Source organism: Psychrobacter glaciei (assembly GCF_014652895.1).
Lineage (GTDB): Bacteria > Pseudomonadota > Gammaproteobacteria > Pseudomonadales > Moraxellaceae > Psychrobacter > Psychrobacter glaciei.
On the sequence record NZ_BMZR01000001.1, the window covers coordinates 887,381 to 911,400 of the forward strand.

A 24,020-nucleotide genomic window follows, 5' to 3' on the forward strand; every position below is an offset into this window, starting at 1 on the left:
TAAAAAATGCAGTGGTACAATAAGTTTAGACACTCGTTTGCTCTATCGATATATTTTTGTGACCCATATATTTACCTATTTTGGCATCGCTTATCGTTAGCGGATCAAAATGGTCATCATTGCCATTAAAGCATTATTAAAAAAGGATTTTTTATGCCCAGTAAAAAGCAAAGTAGTCTTTCTAAATTAGTAAATAACAATCCATTACAGCACGCTGGTTACTTGGCGGTTGCCAAAACGCGCGCCAAAGTGCTAAAGGCTTTTTCTTATGTGATACCGATAAGAAGACCGATGCTATTCGTCGGTGAGACTGCCTGTGATGAGATATGTGATATGCTCATTAACGAAGGCAGTACCAATGTATTTATCGTCACTGATGCAGTGTTAAATAAACTTGGTATACCTGCCAAAGTCACCGATTATTTAGATAGTAAAAGCATCAGCTACCAGCTATATGATGGTATCACGCCAGACCCTACTTTTAAGGTCGTCGAAGAAGGACTACGCAAATCAGTTGACGCTAAGTGTGACTCGATACTGGCCATCGGTGGTGGTTCAGTCATTGACGCGGCTAAGATGATTGCAATGTCGCAAGGTAATAACTGTAAACCTAGACAACTTATCGGTATTCTCAAAGCAAGAAAACCTTCTATGCCATTGTATTGCATTCCTACTACCGCGGGTACAGGCTCAGAGGCAACGCTTGGTGCAGTGGTATCAGACGATAAAACCCATCAAAAAGCCTTGTCTATCGACCCAAGAATGGTGCCATTAGCTGCAGCTATAGACCCAGTTATTATGAAAGGTATGCCCGCGCACATCACAGCGGATACTGGTATCGATGTATTGACACACGCGCTCGAAGCGTGGATGAGCGTAAACGCAAGTGTAGAAACTGATTACTATGCGGCCTCAGCTGTCAAATCAGTCATGCAGTATCTACCAATGGCCTATAAAGATGGTGGCGATCTAAAAGCACGAGAAGAGATGGGTATCGCAGCTCACTACGGTGGTATTGCCTTTAACAAAGCAGGCCTAGGTTATGTTCATGCTATTGCTCACCAATTAGGGGCATATTATAGTATTCCTCATGGTCGCGCGAATGCCATCGTTTTGCCTTATGTGCTGGACCTAAATCGTAAAGCGAGTGAAAAACGACTGGCAGAATTGGCAAAGAAGACAGGCATGGTCAAACATGGTCAAGCCAGCAGTGGCAACGGTGCGATAGCAGATAACTTAATCGCCCAAGTACGAGAGTTGATCAAAAGTTTAAACATTGATCCAACGGTTAAAGGCATGAAAACCAGTGATTTTGACAGTATTGCTAAAGCCGCTGCAAAAGAAGTCAGCGATACTTATGCAGTTCCGACTTATATGCCAGCGTCTGGTATCAAGGAAATCTTGACCAAGATTATGCAAGCCAGTGAAGGTCGTTCTGGTGAAAATAAAAGTAGCGATAAAGCAGCATAGACTATTGTAGTCTGCTTATAATCATCGACTGATAAATTAAAAAAAGTCTATTACCCTAAGGTAGTAGACTTTTTTTTGAAAAATAATTGGACGTGCTGTACATATATATATAACAATATAGGAATACTTCGGTGAGACCTAGAGGTTATGATAGTTAAATGAAATCCTTTTAGGAGATAGTTATGAATCGTATATTACCGTCTAAAGTCATTGGGTTAGTAATCATGGCGAGCAGTGCTTTTTATGCAGGCTGTGCCTCGACCGAAACCAGCCCTACTGTGAAAGACACCACCGCTGCCAACCCTTATGCACCGACAACCCCAGGATTGGCAGTGGCTACGGTTGCTGGTGGGTGCTTTTGGTGTGTGGAAGCAGGCTATGAGAAAATTCCTGGTGTGGTAGAAGTAGTGTCTGGCTATACAGGTGGCAGTGCTGAAAATCCGACCTATAAAGAGGTATCAGCAGGTGGCACAGGTCATACGGAAGCGGCGCAAGTATATTATGATCCTAAGAAGATTACCTATAACGGTATAGTACAGGCGCTATGGAGAATCGCTGATCCAACTGATAATAAAGGTCAGTATGTCGATCGAGGCACGCAATATCGCCCCGCTATTTTCTATAATAATGCCCAAGAAAAGCAGATAGCAGAAGCTGCCAAGCAATCATTGCAAGACTCTGGTGTATATGAAAAACCAGTAGTGATTGAGATTGTTCCTGCCAGCACCTTTTATCCGGCAGAAGAGTATCATCAGGACTATTACAAAAAGAACCCGCTACGCTATAAGGCTTATACCTTTAATTCTGGTCGATACCAGTTTATTGAAAGCGTCTATGGCAAAGATTATGAGCTAGATTTTAACCAGTTCAAACCCACTGCTAGTAGCGTACAGCAACTAACATCAAATAAGTCATCAACCCCTCAAGCAAGTGCTGGCTTCAATCCGAAGACATTTGTGAAGCCAACACAGGAAACGCTGAAAAACTCGCTCAGTGACATTCAGTACAAAGTCACTCAAAAAGAGGGTACCGAGCGCGCATTTGATAACGAATATTGGGACAATAAAGCACCAGGGCTATACGTCGATGTGATATCGGGCGAGCCACTGTATTCTTCTCGTGATCAGTTCAAGTCTGGCACAGGCTGGCCTAGTTTTATTCGTCCGTTGAGCGCTGACGTGGTCGTCGAAAAAGAAGACCGTGGTATTTTTTCAACCCGTACCGAAATTCGCAGCCGCTACGCTGACTCGCACGTGGGTCATGTATTTGACGATGGTCCAGCCCCAACGGGCAAACGCTATTGCATGAATTCAGCGGCAATGCGCTTTATTCCACTAGCTGAGATGGAAGCTGCTGGTTATGGCAACTGGGTAGATGATGTAAAACCAGTTAGCTAAGGCTGGTTTACTACGCGCTAACAGTATTTCTGTTTTAAAAATATCTAAATTGCATAAAAAAAGGACACTTGATAAGTGTCCTTTTTTATTTTTAATATTCTAAAACACCACTTTAAAATGCCGGTTGGCGCTTAGGTACAGCATCCAAAAACTCATTTCGTGCTTGATTATCATGAACATATTCGCCCAGCATCGCCGTGCTTCGTGTGGTTGAATGCTGCTTATTAACACCGCGCATCATCATACACATATGCGATGCATCCATCACTACGGCTACACCGCGGCAGCCCGTCACATCCATAATGGTTTGTGCCACTTGTTCACTTAAGTTTTCTTGAATTTGTAAACGACGCGCAAACATATCTACGATACGCGCAAACTTTGAAAGTCCTAATACTTGTCCATTCGGTAGGTAGCCAATATGTGCAACCCCATGAAAAGGAAGCATATGATGTTCACATAACGAATAAAACTCAATGTTTTGCACCAGCACCAGCTCGCGGTTGGTCGATGGGAATACTGCGTCATTGACCACTTCATCTAAGCTTTGATGATAGCCTTGGGTTAAATGAGCAAAGGCTTTTGCCGCCCGAATAGGCGTATCTTGTAATCCAGGACGATCTAAGTCTTCGCCAGTTGATTCAATCAGTTGGCGATAAGATTCGGTACTTTCTTTATAATCTGGGGTTATGATGGGAGTGTTACTCATAGGTTTGGCAGCCATCCAAAATGTGGGTGTAGCTTAACGTTGAATCCTATCATGTAAGGATTCTTATAAAAATTATGCAAGCTGGGAAGGGCTGTGATTATACTCGAAATCTGCTTAACTTCATACTGCTGTGGCGAGCAGTTAAGCGTTTAATCGCAAGAGGGGTGCCGATGGTGCCATCGAAACCACAATGGCAATCGTGTCTAATGGCTGAATTTTTGAAAATAAGCAGTAAAAAGATAACGGTATATGGGTTTTATTATCAATGTTGCCTGTTAAAATATACTGACCATCATTGTCAGCATCATATTTTGATATGAGTGTATTTGAATAACGGCATTCAAGTACAGTTTACGACTGTTTACTTAAATCAATTCATGTATAATGGGCCATCTTCTGGTTTACATTTTTTATCACTTGCTACTTCTCACTTAAAAACCCTAAATAAATATCGATTCTAGATAATTTCTATCGATTCAAAAAGGAAATATTATGCTACTTCAAGGACAAAGATTCGTCGTCACTGGCATCGCAAGTAAGCTTTCTATCGCCTGGGCTATCGCAGAAGCGTTACACCGTGAAGGGGCTTCGCTAATCCTGACGTACCCAAATGAAAAAATTAAGAAGCGCGTCGATATGGCGGCCGAAAAATTCGAAGCAGATTTGGTACTGGAGTGTGATGTTGCCTCTGATGAGTCTATTGCTGCTTGCTTTGAGCAAGTGACTGCCCATTGGGGTGATGGTATTGATGGCGTGGTACACGCTATTGGTTTTGCGCCGATGGATCAGCTGAACGGGGATTTTGTTAGCGCCACGACGCGTGAAGGCAGTCATATCGCCCATGATATATCGAGCTACAGTTTTGTCGCTTTGGCTAAAGAAGCTCGTGAATTATTAGCAATGCGCCATGGCTCTATGTTGACATTGACTTACGAAGGCAGTATTTCAGTATTGCCAAACTATAATGTCATGGGTATGGCAAAAGCCAGTCTTGAAGCCAGTGTCCGTTATCTAGCGACCTCTATGGGCGGTGAAGGCATACGTGTTAATGCTATATCTGCAGGACCTATTCGCACGCTTGCTGCCAGTGGTATTAAGTCTTTCCGCAAGATGCTCGATATCAGCGAAAAAATCGCACCACTACAGCGTAATGTCAGTCAAACAGAAGTGGGCAACGCGGCCTTGTTTTTACTATCGCCTTGGGCATCAGGTATCACTGGTGAGATTATGTTCGTTGATGCTGGATTTAATACTGTCGCCATCAGTGAGCAGCTCATGATGCTTGATGAGCCACAGCAGTAATTATTTAAAAAGTCTTAATTGGCATTTATTGTGTTTTATGAATTCTTGAGAACTATAAAAGCCATAAGAGCCATTGGTTATGATAAACCCTTAGCGTAATGACAGAGAAGGCAGCCAACCGGCTGTCTTTTTTGGTTATACTACGGGCTTTTCGGTAACAAGCCTTTAGGTGGTGGATATGATAACCAAATTACCAAGGTGGATACTGTGGGGCGGGGCTGTACTGGCATTCAGTGCGGGCTGCCTCAATACGGCAGCGTTGATGGGATTTACCAATTTGTCCGTCTCGCATGTCACAGGTAACGTGAGTCTGTTTGCTGCTGCTATTGCTCATTTTGATGCTCGCAGTATTTTATATATTGGCGCGTCGTTGTTGTCATTTTTGGCAGGGGCAATATTGAGCGGTTTTGTCATTGGGCAAACCTCATTGAAGTTAGGACGGCGGTATGGCACTGCGCTTTATATTGAAGCGGCGTTACTGCTGATCAGCTATCTGCTGTATAAAGAACATGATTACTTTGGACAATTGGCGGCGGCAATGGCGTGTGGATTACAGAATGCGATGGTGGCGACCTATAGCGGCGCTGTCATTCGTACCACCCATTTAACCGGTCTAACGTCAGATATGGGTGCTGCTATTGGTAATTGGCTAGCAGGACGCTCGATCAGTAAACCGACATTGGGTTTTCAAGCGATTATTTGGTATTGCTTTTGCGGTGGCGGGGTAGTGGGCGCGTTTTTATATGCCAAGATCGGCTATGGCGCGTTGTTTGTACCGATCACTATCGTACTGACAGCGGCATTCGTCTATAACTATGCCTCAGATCATCTGCCAGAACAGAGACCACCACAACTAAAAAAGCGCTTATCATCAGATAAGCGCTTTTAGGCTATTTTTTATAGCTATTTATACCGAATTATTTATCGTCTTCTGAGTCATGGTCTTCATGTTCGTGCATACCTTGCATCATATCTAGGGCAGAATCATCCGTACGCTGTTGGTCTTTTTTATCAAGACCATCTTGGTTGATATCTGTTGGTGCCATCTTCGTGGTTGCGTCTGTTTTATTTGAGTCTGTCATAGCATGCTCCTGATTATTTTTATTGACGGCCAACGAAAAGGTGAATAGTAAATATTCATTGGCGTTTCATTTTTATTCTACCCATCAAGTATGTGATAGAGCTACCTCGTTGTACATATGCGATGTGCGCTTGTTTAGTGACGATATGTAACGGAATATCATTGGGGTTGCCACTTAACCACATAAATTTCTTAGTAGGATGACGTTATCTTTAAAAGGTTATCGTTAAAAAGTTATCGTTAAAAAACAGTCACGATTCAAAATCATCTTTATATTTTAGTTTTTATAACGTCTTTGAGGACAATAAGGATATGTTATGTCAGAGCAAAAGTTAGACAGCCATCTTCCTGATGATGGCAATGAGTATTTGTTTACCGATACCTTTCCAAAAGGAACTGGCAAAGGGCTGATACTGGTTATTATCGCTGCCATTGTCAGTATGATTATTTACAATGTATTGCCTTTCGATATCAATGCCAATAAAGGCTTGGCTATGCTGTTCTTCATCGGTGTGCTATGGCTGACAGAAGCGCTACATGTGACCATTACTGCACTGTTAGTGGTAGTAGTTGGTGCACTGATTGGTATTCCAGAATTCGATGCCGAAATTGGCTTGCAGAGCTTTGCTAATCCAACGATTTACTTGTTTTTTGGTGGTTTTGCTTTGGCTGCCGCCTTGCATGTACAGCAATTGGACAAAAAAATTGCGCTAAAAATTCTGTCTATGTCAGGTGGTAAGCTTGGTACGGCTGTATTTTTAATATTTGGGGTCACTGCATTTTTGTCGATGTGGATATCGAACACTGCCACGGCTGCGATGATGCTGCCCCTTGCACTCGGTATTCTGACGCAGGTTGACCGCGAAAAAGATCGCGGTACGTTTGTGTTTGTATTATTGGGTATCGCTTACTCTGCCAGTTTGGGTGGTCTGGGTACGATTGTTGGTTCACCGCCCAACGCCATCGCCGCAAAAGCGCTTGATATTGCGTTTATCGATTGGATGAAGTTCGGTATTCCAATGATGTTGGTACTATTGCCGTTGTTGTTAGGCGCTATGTATTTGTTCCTGAAGCCCAATCTTAATCGTACGGTCGTCCTTGTCGAAGAGGAACCTATTGAGTGGAATAAACCTCGTGTAGTGACGATTATTGTCTTTATTGTGACAGCACTGAGTTGGATATTCTCCAAAAAAATCGGTGCGGCACTTGATATCACCGATACCGATGCGGTCATTGCTTTGTCAGCAGCTGCAGCGGTGGTGAGCTTAGGGCTCGTATCGTGGAAACAAGTCTCTGACAATACCGACTGGGGTGTGCTCATGTTGTTCGGTGGTGGTATCGCACTATCAACAATTTTGAAAGTTTCTGGTGCCTCGTTGGTGCTGGGCGAGACTGTGGCCAATGCGTTGTCTTCGGCACCACTTATTATCGTAATGATTGCGGTATCAGCATTTATTATCTTCTTGACAGAGTTCGCTTCTAATACCGCCTCTGCCGCGTTATTAGTACCAGTATTCGCTGCTATTGCTGAACAGATGGGTTTACCACATGAAGTGTTGGTATTGGTCATCGGTATTGGTGCCTCTTGTGCCTTTATGCTTCCTGTCGCCACACCACCAAACGCGATTGTATTTGGTACGGGGCTTATCAAGCAGTCAGAGATGATACGGACGGGTATTATTCTTAATATCATCGCCACCTTTGTAGTTGGGCTGTGGGCGTATTTTTTCCTAATTTAGCCTTATAATAAGCTGACTATAAATCCATGACACCCGATGTTTGAGTTACTCTCAAGCATCGGGTTTTTTATTTACTATTGGCCTGAATGTCTGTATAAAATACTTAATATTTGTTTGTTTATAAGTAATAACAGGTTTGAACGAGATTAACATCACATATTAGCGTCATCTCATTAAACGGATTTAATAAAAATGGCAAAACGTCTAACGAAAATCATGGTCTTTATTGTTTTGGGGCTGCTTGTTTTATTGGTGGCTTTAATCGTAGTCTATTGGGCGGCTGATAAAAGCGTCGCCGACCTAGAGCGTTGGCAACTGCCCAATAGTGAGTTTATAGACGTGCAAGGCATGCAGGCGCATGTGATCAGGTCGCCAAGATGCATGGCCTATCCGAGCAAAAATGCCATAAAAAATGAGATAAAATCTAATCTTTATAGTGATAAAACCTTGGGACAGCCCAAAACTATTGTATTACTACATGGCACTTCAGCAAGTTTGCATACGTGGCAGGGCTGGACGCGTGAGTTAAGTGATGACTATTGTGTCATCAGCATGGATCTGCCGGGGTTTGGCTTGACCGGCCCTTATACCGATGAATCTACTCAGTATGACAGTGCCAATTATGCTAAGTTCGTCATTGATGTGCTTGATCATTTAGAAGTGGGTCGTGTGACGTTAGCAGGAAACTCGCTGGGTGGTAAAATCGCGTGGCGTACTGCGGCATTATATCCTGAGCGGGTTAATAACCTTATATTGGTCGATGCAGTTGGCTACCCTGCAACACCAAAGCAGGTGCCTATTGGTTTTAAACTGGCGAAATATCCCATACTGACCCCACTGCTTAGCCGTGTGCTACCGCGTGATGTTGTGAAAAAAAGTATCTTAAGCGTCTATGCGGACGACAGTAAAGTTGATGAGGCTTTGGTGGATCGTTATTACGATTTGACTTTGCGTCAAGGCAACCGTCTGGCGTTAAACCGACGCTTGCTGGAGATGGATAACACGGCAAACCAAGCACAAATCAAAAAATTAAATTTACCAACCCTTATATTATGGGGTGCGCAAGATGACCTGATTCCAGTAGAAAATGCCAAACTGTTTCATCGAGATATCGCTAATAGCCAGCTAAAAATATTCGATAATTTGGGACATGTACCACACGAAGAGGATTCCGTAGCGACGGTTAAAGTAGTAAAGCAGTTTTTACTGGGTGAGCGAATAGATGAGTAATTCAAAAAATAAACAAGTAACGACAATAGCCGCTATTTCCGACATTCATAGCAATGTATTCGCGCTTGAAGCTGTGTTGGCTGATATCAAACGTCGCAATATCAATCAAATTGTCAATCTGGGTGATATTTTATACGGACCGATTGCGCCTAAAGATACCTATGCGCTTCTAATGGCGCATCAGAACGATATCATTACGATTCGAGGGAATCAGGATAGACAGATTTATGAAGCGACAGCGGCAGATATTGCTGATAACGCAACCATGGCTTTTATCCTTGAGGACTTACCCAAAGCGGCTATTGAATGGATGCAGGCTTTGCCGTTTGATTATCATTTGAGTGAAGATATATATCTATGCCATGGGTCACCAACGGATGACATGGTATATATGCTCGAGAATATCGAAACAGGGCAGCCGATAGTACGTGATGATGCAGATATTCTGGCACTGCTTAACGGTATTGAGAGCGCCGTTATCATCTGTGGTCATACTCATATCCCACGTACCGTTACGCTATCGACAGGGCAAATGATAGTCAATACAGGTAGCGTTGGTTATCCAGCCTATGAAGATGATTTGCCTATCGCTCATAAAATGCAAACCTATTCGCCCCATGCTAGTTACGCACTTATTAAATGCGTTGGTGCTGAGCAAGGTACTATACAAAGTACTAAGCAAGATACAAGCTGGCAAGTTGAGCATATCAAAGTGCCTTATGATTATGAAGCTGCGGCCAAATTGGCTGCAATGAACGGTCGTGAAGATTGGGCGTTTGCGCTAAGGACAGGGCGGGTGTTATAACTATAGGAAGGGTCAAACTGCCTTTAGACCAAGCTGATAACATTGAGTAGACTAACGATGGATTTTATATATTTAATAAGGACTGTGTAAGATGCCAACACTATTTATGGTGCAACTTGGTGGTCGCCCAAAAGGTCGTTTGATTGAGCAGCATGACATGTTTTTTGGCGTGGCCAATCAGGTGAGCGAGTTGATAGACGATATTAATCATCATTGGCCTGAAGTCAAAAATAAATGGCACATCGACTCGTATCGCGCTATTACTAAGGTCGGGAATCACTCGATAAAGTTAGTCGAATCAGCAACTAGTGATGGCAATAATGGTTTAAAACTGTTCTTTATTAATTTAGGCGGCTATCAGCAGGGGAGCTTCGAAGAGTTTCATTATAAACTACTTATCGTTGCTGCCACTCAAGCCGATGCTGTCAAACAAGCCAAACAAAGTGTATTTTATAAAGAATTTACTTTTAAAGATAAAGATTCACCTTTCAATGCCGCATCGCATATTGATGATAAATTTGCGGTAGATGTCGATGATATTTATAACGTTAATGATCTTATCTCAAATGTACAGATTTTAATTGAACCTATTCCTCATGATAGTCATGCACTTGCAAATCCCGATGATGACAAAGAGTACGTCGGTTACCTCAGTATTAAGAATTTAAGGAAGTTGACATAATATGGCTTTAAATATGTACTTTAAGAACGGCATCATTCGCAAAACGCGCTGCCAAATCTCTGATGAGCTAGTGCCCGCCCTATATCAGATTCATGACAATGCCAGTTTTCCGCAACTCACTTGGCTAATTGATAATCTGTATGACAATCCGCAGATTCAACCTGACACTGCTCAAGCATTGGCTGATGAAATGGTAGGGTTTGAAAAGTTAATACTCTCGCTACACCTACCTTTCCCTAGGGTGCCACTACAAAAGATGCAGAGTTTCTTTATGCAAGCGGCTACTAGTCAGCAGATTATTCATACGAGTAACGGTTAAATTTACAAATAATTTATTCATAAAAATAAAATATGGCTGGTATATTTGAAAAATTTTATAAGAGGATTTGTTAAGTGGGTTATCGCAGGTGTTGGCCTTGGGATAGGAATTTTTATTGTCCTAGTGGCTATAACACTCTGGGATAAAAAGAATAAACAAGACAAATCGGACGACACTACAGCGGTACTGAGTAGCGACACTGACAATGCTCGAAAAGAAAATAATGAGTCGTTAAACCTCCAGTTTACGGTCGAAGATCAAGACGTACCAGCAGGGTATAAATTGACTGAGGATGGAAGCCTCATGTTAGATGCGCCTATTATGGGGATGGAGTGGGAGAGCATAGTGGACGAGAATGTCGCTACTGAACCACGGGTTTATGAACCTTTTATGATCTATCAGTGCATCACACAAGAGGGTGAGCATTTACGTTTGGATGTGATTAATAGCGATATTGGTTATATGCTCAAGTATTATTTCGCCACCCAAGGCAATCCTTTAAAGCTAGAGGCGCAGCAAGCTGCTGAGGACGCCCATTATGTGACTTATTTAAATAGTACTAGACTCATTATGAGGGATCCGAATAATTATTATCAGCTGTCGCAATTTGAAGATGGCGATACCACCTTTTATATTATTAATACTATCACTGGTCAAGAGATGAATCATTTTTCTTGTGAGAATAACTCGATTGAAAATGATCAGTATGCTTTGATTGCTCAAATGGAGCCAGAACATTTTAAATTCAAGCCTATGACTGATGAGCTTGAAGAGATTTTAAATGAGCGTTTTGAAAATAGGTAAAAGAGGACTCAGCTGCCAAGCAAGCACTATAACCACCTTGAATCTGACCCAAATTACCCCCATAATCAAACCACTTATAAACAATAAATAGCCTAAGCAAAATATGCCTAATACCTCTGAAGATGCCTCAAATTTAGCAGACAATGATTTTTCTGAGAATTTAAATAACGTAGCTAGTGATTTAGCTGAAACAAATGATATAAATAACTTTGCAAAACTGCCCGTACTGGCAAAGGACAGCTATTATCTAAACCGCTTAGAACGTGAGCTGGCGCGGGCTGTTGTTGCTAAGAATAAGAAATCGGATAACAACGCGAACGAGAAAAACGATAAAGCAGAAGATATTCTTGCCAAAAAACGCGCGCAGTACGACAAAATCAAAACCCGCTCGCAGCAAGCAGTGCAAGCGCGTATCAATAGTATTCCTCAGGACTTGCCAGCCAAATTAAACCTTGATTTACCTGTCAGTCAGCGAGCAGAAGATTTAATACAAGCCATTATTGATAATCAAGTCATTATCATTGCTGGTGAGACAGGCTCGGGTAAGACGACTCAATTACCGAAGCTGGCAATGCTGGCAGGTCGCGGTATTACTGGACAAATAGGGCATACACAGCCAAGAAGATTGGCAGCACGGAGTGTGTCGAATCGTATCGCTGAGGAGTTGGGCGAGCAGTTAGGTAATACGGTTAGCTTTAAGATTCGCTTTAATGAGCAGGGTACAGCGCAATCGGTCGTTAAGCTCATGACTGATGGTATCTTGCTGGCTGAATTAGGATATGACCGATTTTTAAGTAAGTACGACACCATCATCATTGATGAGGCGCATGAGCGTAGCTTAAATATTGATTTTATTATGGGTTATCTGAAAAAACTATTGCCCAAGCGTCCTGATTTAAAAGTCATTATCACTTCTGCAACGCTCGATACCAAGCGCTTTAGTGAATATTTCAGTCGTTATGATAACAAGCTAAAACGTAACGTACCCGCACCGATTTTTAATGTCGAAGGGCGCAGCTTCCCCGTTGAAGTTCGCTATCGTCCGCTGACCGATGAGCCGGTGACCAGCTCGGACGACGATAGCTACGATGATTTTGAAGAGAATCTGCCGCGTGCGGTTGTGGCTGCGGTAGAGGAATGCTTTAGCGACGCCCAAAGCAAAGGTCATGCTGATCAAGCGGATATCCTGATATTTGCCGCGACCGAAGCAGAGATTCGTGAGACACAAGAGGTGTTAGAGCGTCATGGCCCGAAGCACACCGAAGTGTTGCCTTTATTTGCGCGACAGACGTATGAAGAGCAGCAGCGTATTTTCCAGCCGTCCGGTCGTGGCAGACGTATCGTTATCGCGACCAACGTGGCTGAGACAGCGCTAACCGTGCCCGGTATTCGCTATGTTATCGATCTGGGCTTTGCACGGATTTCACGCTATTCATATCGTTCACGCGTGCAGCGTTTACCGATTGAGGCGATTTCACAAGCGGCTGCCAATCAGCGCAAAGGTCGTTGTGGTCGTGTCGCACCGGGTGTTTGTATTCGTCTTTATAGCGAGGAGGACTTTACTGGTCGCCCTGAGTTTACGGAGCCTGAGATTCTGCGTACCAACTTGGCCTCGGTTATTTTACAGATGGCCAATCTGCGTTTAGGTAGCGTTGATGATTTTGAGTTTATTGAGCCACCCGATAGTCGTCTAGTTACTGACGGTCATAAATTACTCGATGAGTTAGGGGCAATTACGGCTAAAAGCGAAGCTGTCGCCTCTTCTCAGACCAACAAGCCAAAAGCAAAAAAAGGTCTCGATCATTTAAGCCTGACGCCTACTGGTCAAAAGATGGCACGTATGCCAATTGATCCAAGGCTGGCACGTATGCTGGTTGCTGGTTCTGATTTTGACTGTATTCGTGAAATGCTTATCGTGGTCGCTGCGCTTGCCGTACAAGATCCGCGCGAGCGTCCTGCCAATAAACGTCAACAAGCGGATCAGAAGCATGCAGAATTTCGCCAAGATGACTCAGATTTCTTATTTTATCTAAGTCTGTGGAAAGCCTTGTTTGAAACCGATGAAGATGGCAATAAGCTCTCTGGTAATCAACGCAAGCAATTTACCAAGAAAAACTATCTGAGTTTTCCACGAGTGCGTGAATGGAGTCAGACTCATCGCCAGTTGGTGCAAATGGTCACCGACCTTAAGCTTACGGATGTTAAAGAGGCAAAAACTACGGATACGTTAGAAAACGTTACTAACGATCCAACAGCGATTGATGATGAAGAAATCAAAGCGGTCAAATATGCCAATTTACATCGCGCATTATTAACAGGCCTGTTGTCTACCATCGCCCACAAGACTGAAAGTCGTGGTGAATATCTAGCGGCGCGCCAGCAAAAAACCAAAATCTTCCCAGCGAGTACGGTATTTAAACAGATACCACCGTGGGTCATGGCGTTTGAAGTTGTAGAAACCTCGCAAGTCTTTATGCGTACCGTTGCTAAAATTGAACCAGAATGGATTATTTCAGCGGCAGGTGACTTATTAAAGTATCACTACTTTGAGCCGCATTGGTCGAAGAAAACGGGACGTGTCAAAGCTTACGCACAGATTAGTTTATTTGGTCTAATTATTATTAGTAAGCAACTGACCAATTATGAGCAAGTCAACCTTGTCGAGTCGCGAGAAATCTTTATCCGAGATGGTTTGGTAACGGGTAATTTGGGTCGCCAAGCGCCATTCTTGCAGCACAATATGGACAAAATCGCTCATGTTGAGCGTATCGAAGACAAACTGCGCCGTCGTGATTTATTGGTCGATGAAGAGACGCTGTACCAGTTCTACGACAAGAAAATCCCTGAGCATGTCGCCAGTCGCAAGGCTTTTGAAGACTGGCGTGCCGAGGTTGAAAAAACTGATACCAAGCATCTTTTCTTCACCGATGACGACGTACTCAATAGCCAGGCACCGACCACAGGTGACTTTCCAGAAGTGTGGCAGCTGGGTGATTTAAAATTACCACTACGCTATATTTTTGATCCTGCGAGTGATGACGATGGAGTGACTATTCGCGTGCCACTTGTGGCGCTACCGCAGCTAGATGCTATTGAGCTGTTATGGGGCGTACCCGGTTGGCGCTTTGAGTTGGTCTTGCAATTACTTAAGTCACTGCCAAAAGATATTCGCCGTCAAATTGTGCCGATTCCCGATACTGCCGATAGTTTGTTTGATGAATTGCAACCTGCTGGTGGACAAGGATTGCTCAAGCAGCTTTGCCAAGCCTTAAACCGTCGCGGCATTATGTCGGTTACAGCAGACAATTTTAATCCCTCTACCATTGATCGCTATTTGCAGCCACAAATCTGTGTGGTCGATGATAAAAATCACATTATAGAAAAAGGCCGCGATCTCCAAACGCTACAGATTCGCCACGCCTCTGAGACCAGACAGGCTGTGAATGAGCAGCAAGGCGCGCATACCGAATTCCCTGAGCATTTTGCCTTTAGCAAAAATCATCATAGCGCAGGCGTGGTGATGAAACAGTTTGCCGCTTTGGTCGCTGACGAGGCAGGTGAGGCGGTATCGATCCATCAGTATACCGATGTAAACGCCGCATTGCAGGCGCACCGTATCGGGGTATTAACCTTAATCAAAGGCAAGCTTGGCGCCAAGAAAAAACAGCTGACCAGCCAAATTGATAAGATATTCAAACTGGCATTTGCGCCCCTTGGCGACATGGAAGCCTTAAAAACCATTGTTATTGATGCGACGCTAGATGCCGCTCTGGAAGAGCACTATATTTTATTTGATCATAGTGAAGATTTGCCAGAGAGCGCTGATGATATCGCTGTTGGCTTAAGCGAGGAGCTGCCGTTCACGCCAGAGGAGTATGGGCAAACACTTGAAGTTGTGTTGAGCAACTTCTTATTGACTGGTCAAGCTGTCATAAAAACCCTCAAAAACGTCTACACTCGCTGGCAACGCATTCGTCAGAGTTTGCTCATGCTCGATCGAGAGATCTTTGGTGAGTCTATTGAAGACATCGAGGATCAGTTGCAAGACTTGCAACTTGCCAACTTTGTCTATCATATGGATTACAGTCAATGGCAGCAGTATCCGCGCTATCTAGAGGCGCTGGAGGTTCGCATAGAGCGCCTTGAACACAATATCGAAGCCGACCTAGATGGTGTCTATGCGCTGGACTTGCACATGGAGCGGCTGGCAGGTCGCGCCAACAATGAGTCTATCAGCGAGTACCGCTGGATGGTGGAGGAATATCGTATTCAACTATTCGCCCAACCCATGAAAACCCGTATGGCGGTATCACCGAAGCGTCTGAGCAAGATGTGGGATAAAGTGAGTTAAGGCTCGATATGAGTTTTAAATTTTGCTAATTGACAACATATGACCATTGTATAGCCCTTTAATTTAGTCGATAATATTTGATTAAATTAAAGGGCTATTATTCTTTTATACTAGGGCGTGTCCTAAATTCAAGCGATTGTATCTAAATGGGCTAAAAATGGCTGAACATTGTTAAATAGCTGATTAATATCCCGATATTATTTGCACTATTTTCCTCGTTTGACTGCAATTTATCTCATTTTTATAACCACTTTTAAAATGAGGACACGGCCCAGAGTTTTTTGGACTTTATTCAATACATTGACGTAGGTGTTTGAGCAGGATAAAAAATAATGATTAAAGGTAGATTGATAATATTAGGATTTGCATCAACTATATCTATAAGTACGGGCTGTGATGAAACACAAGCCAGTAATAATAAAAGAGTGCGTTCTACGCACTAATTTCATTAGATCTGATTCTTATCAGTGAACTTAGCGCACCCTACGTGAACTCTAATATTCAAGCCAATACTGTTTGCTCAGAAATACTTAGAATAAAGCATCCAAGGTGGTATTAGGGGATCTTGACTATTAGTTTCGACGATTCAGATTTCTTTTTACCACGCCCATGCTATAAGCCAAAAAAGCAATAAATGTTAAAAAGACGATAAAAGGGGTAAGCAGCCATATCGTAATATTGATGAGTAAGGGTGATAAGAAGCCATCAAACATATCGAAATCGAGCCTTAAAGAGTCACTCAATACGTCAATTGCCCGCTTGGAAATCGGGAAGAGCAATGTGCTTAGCGCTAACATATGGTTATATTTACCAAAATCAGGATCTGTCATTAATACGGAAAAGTAAAAGACCGAGTAAAAGACAGTACTTAGTGTCCAGCATTTGAGTGTGTAACTGAAACGAATCATAGTACCTCCTCACGAAATATGCTTGTGATTAACCTAGGAATAACGGTGTTTTAATAGCCCTAAATGCATAAATTATATATATGTTATATTATGAATATATAGGGTAAGTCAACTGTTATTTTCTGGATTAAAACATTTCGTAAATAATTCGATTGGGACGTCTAAGTGTCTCCTTGATATGAATACGCAGAGTAATAAAATGAAGTCAAAAGCTACGCTGACCTAGAAGACCAAAGTCATCAAGGTCTGAGTGTTATTTCATAACGTGTGCGCCAGATTATTAGATGTATTAATTAAGCTCACTGCTCGGACTGACTCCAAACAAGCGCTTATATTCACGGCTAAATTGACTGGGACTTTCATAGCCTACCTGCATGGCGACTTGCGAAATTTGTGATTCACCACGTTGAATAAGCTGCCTTGCTGCCATCAAACGTAGGCTTTTTTGGTATTGCAGCGGACTTAATTGGGTGATCTCTTTAAAATGCTGATGAAACCCTGAAACACTCATGCCACATTTACTGGCCAACTCTTCGATGATGACGGGTTCACTCAAATGCGCTTTGAGCCAATCCGTTGCTTGGCTGATACGATGCGTATGACTGCCATTGACGATGAGCTGCCGCAATTTATTGCCTTGCTGTGCTGAGAGTAGTCGGTAGTAGATTTCTTGTTGAATTAATTTAGATAAAAATTGGAGATCGTTTGGATAATCGAGCAAGTTGATGAGTCGTTCAAAGGCGGCAAGTATCGTATTATCCAAATGCCATTTTATACCCAGATGCTTTTCTTCTGTATTTCGTGCGGGCGGTATCTGGGCCAATATTTCTCTAATCATAGCAAGGTCTAACTTCATAGACAGCACAATAACAGGCTTGTCTACTGAGGCATGTTTGACATGCATGCTCAGAGGAATGTTTACAGGGCAAAACATCAAATTGCTATTATCAAAATTTTGGCAGTCATTCCCTAAATAAATCTCTCGCTCACCTTGTAATACAATACAAATACTAGGCTCTTGAATATAGCTGACGGTTCTATTGGGTCTATCTGCACAGTAGAAAAATAAACCCGGAATAGCAGACTCGATGGTCTGATTCTTGGGCAGTATGTTAAGTAGTTGCGCAATCGTTGTTGGCTGAATCATAGTTATCTTAGATAAAGGGGTGTTGATTGAAAGTTTATAAGCTTGGTGTTTCTCGGATCGATATTTTTTATAGTATGTCTTTGATGTAATGAATGGCTTAATCATATAATTATTTATAGGATTAGGCAAGAATTCTGGAGGGTTGTTCTAACGCTTTAAGCTGAGAGTGCCTATAATAACTCCATTGAAACAAAACAAGCATGACTTCTAATAACATCAAACAAGGAATATATTATGAAAATTTTCTATAAAACTCGCGCAACAGCAACCGGTGGTCGTTCTGGACATACAGGCTTGGATGATGGCTCATTAGGCTTTGATTTGGTCTCTTTTCAAGAGCAAGACAAAGAGGGTGTTAATCCAGAGCAACTTTTTGCGATGGGCTACGCGGCCTGTTTCGATAGTGCCTTGAACCTGACGGCGCAACAAATGAAACTGCCGATCACCGCTTCGAAAACCTCTACCCAAGTTGGTATTGGTATGAAGCAAGATGGCAGCTATAACTTAGATATAGATCTATACGTTGAAGTGTCTGGCATTGACGAAGCACAAGCGCAAACATTGATTGAAGCGGCCCATCAAGTTTGCCCGTACTCCAATGCCACGCGTGGTAATGTTGATGCACGCTTACACGTGACCGTTGTCTAATATAAGTTCTGTGCAGTAAAGCGATTATGGTTTTATGCTAGTAAACCAACAATCTCTTATAAGCAGCCTGCATAAACTGCTAAAAAACGCCAGTAGCCTAGGTTACTGGCGTCTTTTTGTCATCGATAAATATGGTTTTCAGATGAAGTTGCAATAGCAAGAAGTGATGCCATTCACAAAAATTAGAGTAGCAAGGAAAACGAATATAAGTACTACGCATTGTAGATTAAGCGAGTTTGACACAGCTAATCGTACTTTTTGGGTTTGGTATGATCCGTATTTTTAAAATGAGGACATGCCTTACTGATGCGTATTATCTGGAATTACTATCATTTTTACGCCACCCCAAGTGACCAATACGATGCCAAGGGCAATTAAGGAAGCCCCTAAGAACAGACCCTCTGGTGGACTTTCTCCCTGCAAAAAGATGGCCACCGGCACGCCAACGATCGCACCTACTGAGCCTAATAAACTTAATAGCACGGGACCGCCTGTTTTTTGCAATAAAAACAGCAATAAAAATTGTCCAGCAAAGATAAAGGCTTGTAGCACAATCAACCCAATAGGCAGTAATGCGCCCGTTGGCACCGCAAGTGAGAAGTTCGGCAAGGTGCCAACCACACCTAGAAAAATAGCCGCTGCGATTAACATGCCGGGTGCCAGCGAACTAGGCGACGCCGCATTTGGCCAACGCAAGGTACGATAGATATTCCCAATCGCTAGCAAAACAGGGCCACACAGCGCGAGTAAAATCCAGAAAATACTGGCATCGGGAGCCGAAAACTTGCGTATGGCTAAGACACCCACACCGCTCAGCGCTGCCACCACGCCCATAGCGCGAACGACATTGAATGTCTCCATACGCATAAATAGCGCGCCAAGATAGGTGAGCAATGGTGGCAAAGCGATAATTAAAGCGACAAAACCTGCACCAACTTGTGGAATTGCAGAAAATAAAATCAGGTTGGAGCCTGCAACACTGACAAGGGCAGCGACCGAATAGTATTCTAAGCTACGGACAGTTAGCGGCGGCAAATCATTTCGTAAAATCGCCACGGCTGATAGTAGGAACGCTGCACCAGTAATCGACCAAAAAAGAAAGGCGAGTGGCGATAAGCCAATTTGCCCTGCCGCTTTCGCTAGATTGGTGGAAATACCTATCAAGGCGCCACCAGCCAACAGGCAAGTTAACGGGACAAGCCAAGTGTGTCTTTTATAAAATGAGTTGTTATTGGTTGATTCACTCATGAACTACCCTAGTAATAAGTAATGAAGCCGATTATTAGGGCGTGTTCTCATTTAGCCGCTTTTGTTTAGGTTGAGGACACGCCCTAGATAGAATATCATTATTAAAGACACGGTAGCCAAAACCAGTTGAGTATTTATGAGTATATTGGCTGTTACATAGTCATAACCACACATAAAAAATGCCAGTAACTTATGCTACTGGCATTCTTATTTTTGATGGGTATGACATAGAGTAAGTCATCTTATATCGGAATTACCATGCCTCATAATATTAACTCACGGTCTGTAGTGTTTTTTTATTTAAGATAAACACCAGTACCGCGCCCAAGATGACCGCACTTGCTAGGATAAACGGTAGGGTCAGTTGCTCCGATAAAAATACCACACCAAGTATGGCAGCCAATACTGGCACGCAGAGTTGTACTACCGCCGCCTGAGTGCTTTTTAATAAAGGCATTGCCATATACCAAACGCTGTAGCCCATGCCAGAAGCAATTGCGCCCGACGCGCAAGCCAATAAGATGCCCTCGATACTGATAGTGGCTAATGGCATGTTTTTTAAATAAACCATACCAATGATGAGTAGTAGCGGAATAGCGACGAGGCTTCTGATAAAGTTAAAGCCCGTGGCTCGTAGCGGTGATACGCAGGTTTTGCCGCGTATACTGTAGATGCCCCATGCCACGCCACTGATGGCCATCAATGTCGCTGCCAATACGGATGGAACAGCTGCTGATGGCAGCATAAGATAGACAAAACCTGCTACTGCTACGATAAAAGCCAGCCATTGCAAGGCACTTAACTGCTCTTTTTTGTAAATACCCCAGCCAATCATGGTGAGTTGAACCGCTGAAAATAAAATCAATGCGCCAGTTCCGGTATCAAGCTCAACATAAGCAATCGAAAAGCAAAGCGCATACACCACCAAACTTAGACTGCTGAGCCAGCTGCCTTTGTCTTTCAAAATAGCTTTATTTTGTGGATTGTTGAAGGTTAAATCTTTACGTCGTAGGTTATAGCTATAAACACCCATAATAATGCTCAGACAGATAGCACCACTAAGCAGACGGATGATGGTGAAACTCCACGCATCTATGTATCCCTCTGCCAAGGCCATTCTACAAAAAAGAGAGTTTGCGGCAAATGCTACTAAGGCAATAATCGTGTATAACGTGGCTTTCAAAAATAATTCCTACAATCATTAAATTGGTTTTAATTAACTAGGGCGTGTCCTCAATTTAATTGATCATATCTAAACGGGCTAAAAATGGCTAAATTTTGTCAAAAATCGTTAAATAGCTGGTTAATATCCCGATATTATCTGCGCTATTTTCCTCGTTTGACTGCAATTTATCTCATTTTTATCACCATTTTTGAAATGAGGACATGCCCTAGAGTCTGTTGAACATTTATATGGTGTCAGGCGCGCTCAGTTTACCATCTATGGCACTTTTACTCGCCTTCCTTGTATCCAAAATATCTTGGATTGATTGAGAGCATCTTGAATTGATTTAAAATATCTTGGATCGACTATAGCAAAAATTTATTGTTGAGCCTTATATTGGAATGGAAGTAGTATAGTGCAATACCAAAAACCCTAACTTATAAATTAAAATGATACATACCTTATAAATAGGCTCGATTTGAAAATGACAAGGAAAGAAAGATATGGATTGGGCAAGTATTTTTATTTATGACACCACGTGGGCATTTGCCGCTGAAATTGTGATACGCGTCATCGTGATGTTTGCTCTGATCATTTTGTTTTTACGCTTTACTGGCAAGCGCGGCGTGCGCCAACTGTCTATTTTTGAGCTAACCATTATTTTATCACTTGGCTCTATCGCAGGTGACCCAATGTTCAATGAGGATTTGCCGCTTATTCAAGCAGTCCTAATCATGAGTATTGTGATTTTGCTATATCGTTTATGTACTTGGGCTATGATGAAATATCAGCCTTTCGAAGATCTGCTAGAAGGGAAGTCGCTCTACATTGTAGAAGACGGCATGCTGGTACTCGATAAAATTAAAAAGGGCAAAATGTCCCATGATGAATTTTTTGCTGAAATGCGCCAACAAGGGGTTGAGCATCTGGGTCAAGTGCGTACTGGCTTGCTAGAGACAGATGGTAATTTTAGTATCTTGTTATATGCACCTGATCACACCATCTATGGTATGCCACTTTTCCCTAAGCAGTATCAACCCGTCGAAGAGATAGAGTCAGGAACGCATTATGCATGTATGCATTGCGGCTACGTCAATCACTTATCTGACCCCAATCAGCTTTGCGAGCGCTGTGAGAATGACTGTAGAGACTGGGCAAAAGCCTTAAATAGCAAGATTGTTAGATGACAGTGAATTAGATTGATAATGAATTAGATGACAACTATATTGAATTATCTATGAGTAGATTGAGCAGTCTTATGTTGGTAGATTTAGCAAGTTATACCAACGTAAGGCTGCCCTAGACTGAACATTTTTGGCATGCTCTAACTAAGTTAGGCGATTTTATACCAGTCAATTTTACGGGTCATGACCATCACGCAAGCGAGTAGTACAAAACAGAAAACAGCACCAAGCAATAAATTCATATCTTCAGTGGTTAAGATGCCGAAAAATGAGGCATACAATCCTGCCAGTGTGGCAGTAAAAATCGCGGCTCGTTTGATGCCGCCCAGTACATAATAAGTATACCAACCAATGAGTCCAACACAGGCGCTGGCAGCAATGGTATAAGCTTTCCAAAAAACGATTTGCTCAGCAAGTGGTAATAATAAAACATAAAAAACAAACAGCGCACAACCGACCAACAGGTACTGAATAGGGTGGATGCGGCTGGATTTAATCACTTCAAATAAGAAAAAAGTGCCGAATGAGACCAAGATTAATAATAAGGCGTATTTCATCGCTCGTTCGGTCTGTAAATATACGTCATTGGGCTCAGCAAAACTCACACCAAAGCTGTTCAGGCGCACATTTTGGTAGCTGTCAGTCACGGTAGTGCCTTCTTCTGTGACAATACCTTCTATTGCTGTAATCGCATCATCAGGAGTCATTGACTGGCTGCTGGTATCGAGAGTGGCTTTACTGATGACGACACATCGGTTGTTAGCGGTGCTAAGACACTGCGATAAATATTGATTGTTGGCGATCGTTAGATACTGATTTTGCCAACTGGCTTCAAAACCGTTAGCAGTAAATTTCTTGGCGTTAGGGAGTGCCTTGCCAATGAAATTAGGCGCATGCCAATTACTGCGCATCGTTAAGTTAAAGTTTTGTCCAGTCGGAACCGTATTTAAATTGCTGATACCCGCTAATGGCAAGTCAATCATGATGTCAGTCGCTTGATTGTCTTTAATATCGGGCGACTGACTGCCTATGTCTGTACTGGCTAATGCCTCGCTGTTGGTGCTTGTGGCAATGAGTCTGCTTTTACTCTGCTGGCTAGCCATGTTTTTCGTGGCACGCTGCAATATGTTTTGCGGAATAGCGACTTCTACATAGGTCAGGTTTTTCAGTAAGGGTGTCTGCGGGTAAGTCGCTTTTATCGGTTTTTGCTCAATGGTCACCGTTGGTAGAGTCGCGACGCCGCGCAGATCTGATACTGGAATAATCAATTTTGCTTCATTCCAGTGAATGATGGTTTCTTTGGGTTTCGTTTTATTATTACTGGTAGGTGTATTGACGGAGCTTTGCTCTGCACTAGCCGGGCTCGTCGCTTCATATAAGCGGCTGATGGCTTTATCAAAAATGTAACGTTGGTCAAATGTCAACGCCCCATCATAACTGGTCGCATGATAGATGCCGCGCTTATAGGTATCAGTGCTTACCTCAAGATCTTGTGTTGCTTGGGTTTGGTTTGCAAAAATGGTTTCAATTTTTGAGTAGGACGGTGCACATTTACTGGTTGTACCAGGCGCTGTAATCTGACACTCAGGCGTGACAGTAGTTGGAATGGCAATAAATGGTGTAATGACTTCTTGCGGATTGATATGCTGCTGGGCGATTTCTTTGATCACTGACGCGGCATAATTTTGTCGCTCGTAAATCACCGAGCCAATCATATTGAGACCGATGGCGAAAATAATGCACAGCCCAGCGATGATAGATAATTTGGTAAATAATGTTTTTTGCATGAAAGCTCCTCATATGACTCTTTATTCCAAAACTGTCCATATAA

Annotated in this window: 20 protein-coding genes; 13 read left to right on the forward strand and 7 right to left on the reverse strand. The window is 42.7% G+C overall.

Annotation, left to right across the window (positions count from 1 at the left end):
* Positions 1–153: 153 nt before the first annotated feature.
* The gene (locus IE130_RS03695) at positions 154–1,470 is read left to right on the forward strand and encodes an iron-containing alcohol dehydrogenase (protein ID WP_189581830.1); all 1,317 of its coding nucleotides are present in this window, start codon (positions 154–156) and stop codon (positions 1,468–1,470) included.
* A gap of 182 nt (positions 1,471–1,652) precedes the next feature.
* Positions 1,653–2,867 carry a peptide-methionine (R)-S-oxide reductase MsrB gene (gene msrB / locus IE130_RS03700; protein ID WP_189581833.1) on the forward strand — a complete coding sequence of 405 codons (1,215 nt, stop codon included), beginning with the start codon at positions 1,653–1,655 and terminating at the stop codon, positions 2,865–2,867.
* A gap of 112 nt (positions 2,868–2,979) precedes the next feature.
* Here msrB and folE read toward each other — a convergent pair whose 3' ends face one another.
* Positions 2,980–3,576, reverse strand: coding sequence for a GTP cyclohydrolase I FolE (gene folE / locus IE130_RS03705; protein WP_189581837.1), 597 nt, complete (start codon positions 3,574–3,576; stop codon positions 2,980–2,982).
* Positions 3,577–4,068: 492 nt separating this feature from the next.
* Between folE and IE130_RS03710 the strand changes: the two genes are divergently transcribed.
* Both IE130_RS03710 and IE130_RS03715 read left to right on the forward strand, forming a co-directional pair.
* Positions 4,069–4,878, forward strand: a complete 810-nt coding sequence (locus IE130_RS03710) for an enoyl-ACP reductase FabI (RefSeq protein ID WP_189581840.1) — start codon at positions 4,069–4,071, stop codon at positions 4,876–4,878.
* A gap of 178 nt (positions 4,879–5,056) precedes the next feature.
* Complete coding sequence (locus IE130_RS03715; protein ID WP_189581843.1) at positions 5,057–5,767, forward strand: YoaK family protein; 711 nt, start codon at positions 5,057–5,059, stop codon at positions 5,765–5,767.
* A 28-nt stretch (positions 5,768–5,795) separates the two neighbouring features.
* Here IE130_RS03715 and IE130_RS03720 read toward each other — a convergent pair whose 3' ends face one another.
* A complete protein-coding gene (locus IE130_RS03720; RefSeq protein WP_189581845.1) occupies positions 5,796–5,960 on the reverse strand; it encodes a hypothetical protein in 165 nt (54 codons plus the stop codon).
* A 316-nt stretch (positions 5,961–6,276) separates the two neighbouring features.
* Between IE130_RS03720 and IE130_RS03725 the strand changes: the two genes are divergently transcribed.
* From IE130_RS03725 to hrpA, 7 genes are all read left to right on the forward strand, one after another.
* Entirely contained in the window at positions 6,277–7,698 is a 1,422-nt protein-coding gene (locus IE130_RS03725; RefSeq protein WP_189581848.1) for an SLC13 family permease, read from the forward strand.
* Between the two features lie 192 nt (positions 7,699–7,890).
* Positions 7,891–8,928, forward strand: a complete 1,038-nt coding sequence (locus IE130_RS03730) for an alpha/beta fold hydrolase (RefSeq protein WP_189581851.1) — start codon at positions 7,891–7,893, stop codon at positions 8,926–8,928.
* Positions 8,921–9,733 carry a metallophosphoesterase family protein gene (locus IE130_RS03735; protein WP_189581854.1) on the forward strand — a complete coding sequence of 271 codons (813 nt, stop codon included), beginning with the start codon at positions 8,921–8,923 and terminating at the stop codon, positions 9,731–9,733. Before IE130_RS03730 ends, IE130_RS03735 begins: the two co-directional genes overlap by 8 nt.
* A 91-nt stretch (positions 9,734–9,824) precedes the next feature.
* The gene (locus IE130_RS03740) at positions 9,825–10,415 is read left to right on the forward strand and encodes a DUF1543 domain-containing protein (protein WP_189581857.1); all 591 of its coding nucleotides are present in this window, start codon (positions 9,825–9,827) and stop codon (positions 10,413–10,415) included.
* Between the two features lies 1 nt (position 10,416).
* Positions 10,417–10,734 carry a hypothetical protein gene (locus tag IE130_RS03745; RefSeq protein ID WP_189581860.1) on the forward strand — a complete coding sequence of 106 codons (318 nt, stop codon included), beginning with the start codon at positions 10,417–10,419 and terminating at the stop codon, positions 10,732–10,734.
* 45 nt (positions 10,735–10,779) lie between these two features.
* Entirely contained in the window at positions 10,780–11,538 is a 759-nt protein-coding gene (locus tag IE130_RS03750) for a hypothetical protein (RefSeq protein ID WP_189581863.1), read from the forward strand.
* A gap of 199 nt (positions 11,539–11,737) precedes the next feature.
* The gene (gene hrpA / locus IE130_RS03755; RefSeq protein ID WP_189582562.1) at positions 11,738–15,889 is read left to right on the forward strand and encodes an ATP-dependent RNA helicase HrpA; all 4,152 of its coding nucleotides are present in this window, start codon (positions 11,738–11,740) and stop codon (positions 15,887–15,889) included.
* A 572-nt stretch (positions 15,890–16,461) separates the two neighbouring features.
* On the opposite strand, the gene IE130_RS03760 is transcribed toward hrpA, so the two are convergent.
* Positions 16,462–16,797, reverse strand: coding sequence for a hypothetical protein (locus tag IE130_RS03760; RefSeq protein ID WP_189581866.1), 336 nt, complete (start codon positions 16,795–16,797; stop codon positions 16,462–16,464).
* A gap of 289 nt (positions 16,798–17,086) precedes the next feature.
* Positions 17,087–17,944: an AraC family transcriptional regulator gene (locus IE130_RS03765; protein WP_264997159.1), complete on the reverse strand. Its 858-nt coding sequence runs from the start codon at positions 17,942–17,944 to the stop codon at positions 17,087–17,089.
* 234 nt (positions 17,945–18,178) lie between these two features.
* On the opposite strand from IE130_RS03765, the gene IE130_RS03770 reads away from it, so the two are divergent.
* Positions 18,179–18,592: an organic hydroperoxide resistance protein gene (locus IE130_RS03770; protein ID WP_010196208.1), complete on the forward strand. Its 414-nt coding sequence runs from the start codon at positions 18,179–18,181 to the stop codon at positions 18,590–18,592.
* 300 nt (positions 18,593–18,892) lie between these two features.
* Here the strand turns inward: IE130_RS03770 and IE130_RS03775 are convergent, their stop codons facing one another.
* Positions 18,893–19,840 (reverse strand): DMT family transporter, encoded by a 948-nt coding sequence (locus IE130_RS03775; RefSeq protein WP_189581869.1) that lies wholly within the window; start codon positions 19,838–19,840, stop codon positions 18,893–18,895.
* Between the two features lie 271 nt (positions 19,841–20,111).
* Positions 20,112–21,023, reverse strand: a complete 912-nt coding sequence (locus IE130_RS03780) for a DMT family transporter (protein WP_189581873.1) — start codon at positions 21,021–21,023, stop codon at positions 20,112–20,114.
* Between the two features lie 485 nt (positions 21,024–21,508).
* On the opposite strand from IE130_RS03780, the gene IE130_RS03785 reads away from it, so the two are divergent.
* Entirely contained in the window at positions 21,509–22,192 is a 684-nt protein-coding gene (locus tag IE130_RS03785) for a DUF421 domain-containing protein (protein ID WP_189581875.1), read from the forward strand.
* A 146-nt stretch (positions 22,193–22,338) separates the two neighbouring features.
* On the opposite strand, the gene creD is transcribed toward IE130_RS03785, so the two are convergent.
* Positions 22,339–23,976 (reverse strand): cell envelope integrity protein CreD, encoded by a 1,638-nt coding sequence (creD, locus tag IE130_RS03790; RefSeq protein WP_189581879.1) that lies wholly within the window; start codon positions 23,974–23,976, stop codon positions 22,339–22,341.
* Positions 23,977–24,020: the final 44 nt, after the last annotated feature.

What these genes read in the sequence shown, in the direction of transcription:
- IE130_RS03695 (WP_189581830.1), top strand. Translation starts at nt 154, where the DNA reads ATGCCCAGTAAAAAGCAAAGTAGTCTTTCTAAATTAGTAAATAACAAT.
- msrB (WP_189581833.1), top strand. Translation starts at nt 1,653, where the DNA reads ATGAATCGTATATTACCGTCTAAAGTCATTGGGTTAGTAATCATGGCG.
- folE (WP_189581837.1), bottom strand. Translation starts at nt 3,576, where the DNA reads ATGAGTAACACTCCCATCATAACCCCAGATTATAAAGAAAGTACCGAA.
- IE130_RS03710 (WP_189581840.1), top strand. Translation starts at nt 4,069, where the DNA reads ATGCTACTTCAAGGACAAAGATTCGTCGTCACTGGCATCGCAAGTAAG.
- IE130_RS03715 (WP_189581843.1), top strand. Translation starts at nt 5,057, where the DNA reads ATGATAACCAAATTACCAAGGTGGATACTGTGGGGCGGGGCTGTACTG.
- IE130_RS03720 (WP_189581845.1), bottom strand. Translation starts at nt 5,960, where the DNA reads ATGACAGACTCAAATAAAACAGACGCAACCACGAAGATGGCACCAACA.
- IE130_RS03725 (WP_189581848.1), top strand. Translation starts at nt 6,277, where the DNA reads ATGTCAGAGCAAAAGTTAGACAGCCATCTTCCTGATGATGGCAATGAG.
- IE130_RS03730 (WP_189581851.1), top strand. Translation starts at nt 7,891, where the DNA reads ATGGCAAAACGTCTAACGAAAATCATGGTCTTTATTGTTTTGGGGCTG.
- IE130_RS03735 (WP_189581854.1), top strand. Translation starts at nt 8,921, where the DNA reads ATGAGTAATTCAAAAAATAAACAAGTAACGACAATAGCCGCTATTTCC.
- IE130_RS03740 (WP_189581857.1), top strand. Translation starts at nt 9,825, where the DNA reads ATGCCAACACTATTTATGGTGCAACTTGGTGGTCGCCCAAAAGGTCGT.
- IE130_RS03745 (WP_189581860.1), top strand. Translation starts at nt 10,417, where the DNA reads ATGGCTTTAAATATGTACTTTAAGAACGGCATCATTCGCAAAACGCGC.
- IE130_RS03760 (WP_189581866.1), bottom strand. Translation starts at nt 16,797, where the DNA reads ATGATTCGTTTCAGTTACACACTCAAATGCTGGACACTAAGTACTGTC.
- IE130_RS03765 (WP_264997159.1), bottom strand. Translation starts at nt 17,944, where the DNA reads ATGATTCAGCCAACAACGATTGCGCAACTACTTAACATACTGCCCAAG.
- IE130_RS03770 (WP_010196208.1), top strand. Translation starts at nt 18,179, where the DNA reads ATGAAAATTTTCTATAAAACTCGCGCAACAGCAACCGGTGGTCGTTCT.
- IE130_RS03775 (WP_189581869.1), bottom strand. Translation starts at nt 19,840, where the DNA reads ATGAGTGAATCAACCAATAACAACTCATTTTATAAAAGACACACTTGG.
- IE130_RS03785 (WP_189581875.1), top strand. Translation starts at nt 21,509, where the DNA reads ATGGATTGGGCAAGTATTTTTATTTATGACACCACGTGGGCATTTGCC.
- creD (WP_189581879.1), bottom strand. Translation starts at nt 23,976, where the DNA reads ATGCAAAAAACATTATTTACCAAATTATCTATCATCGCTGGGCTGTGC.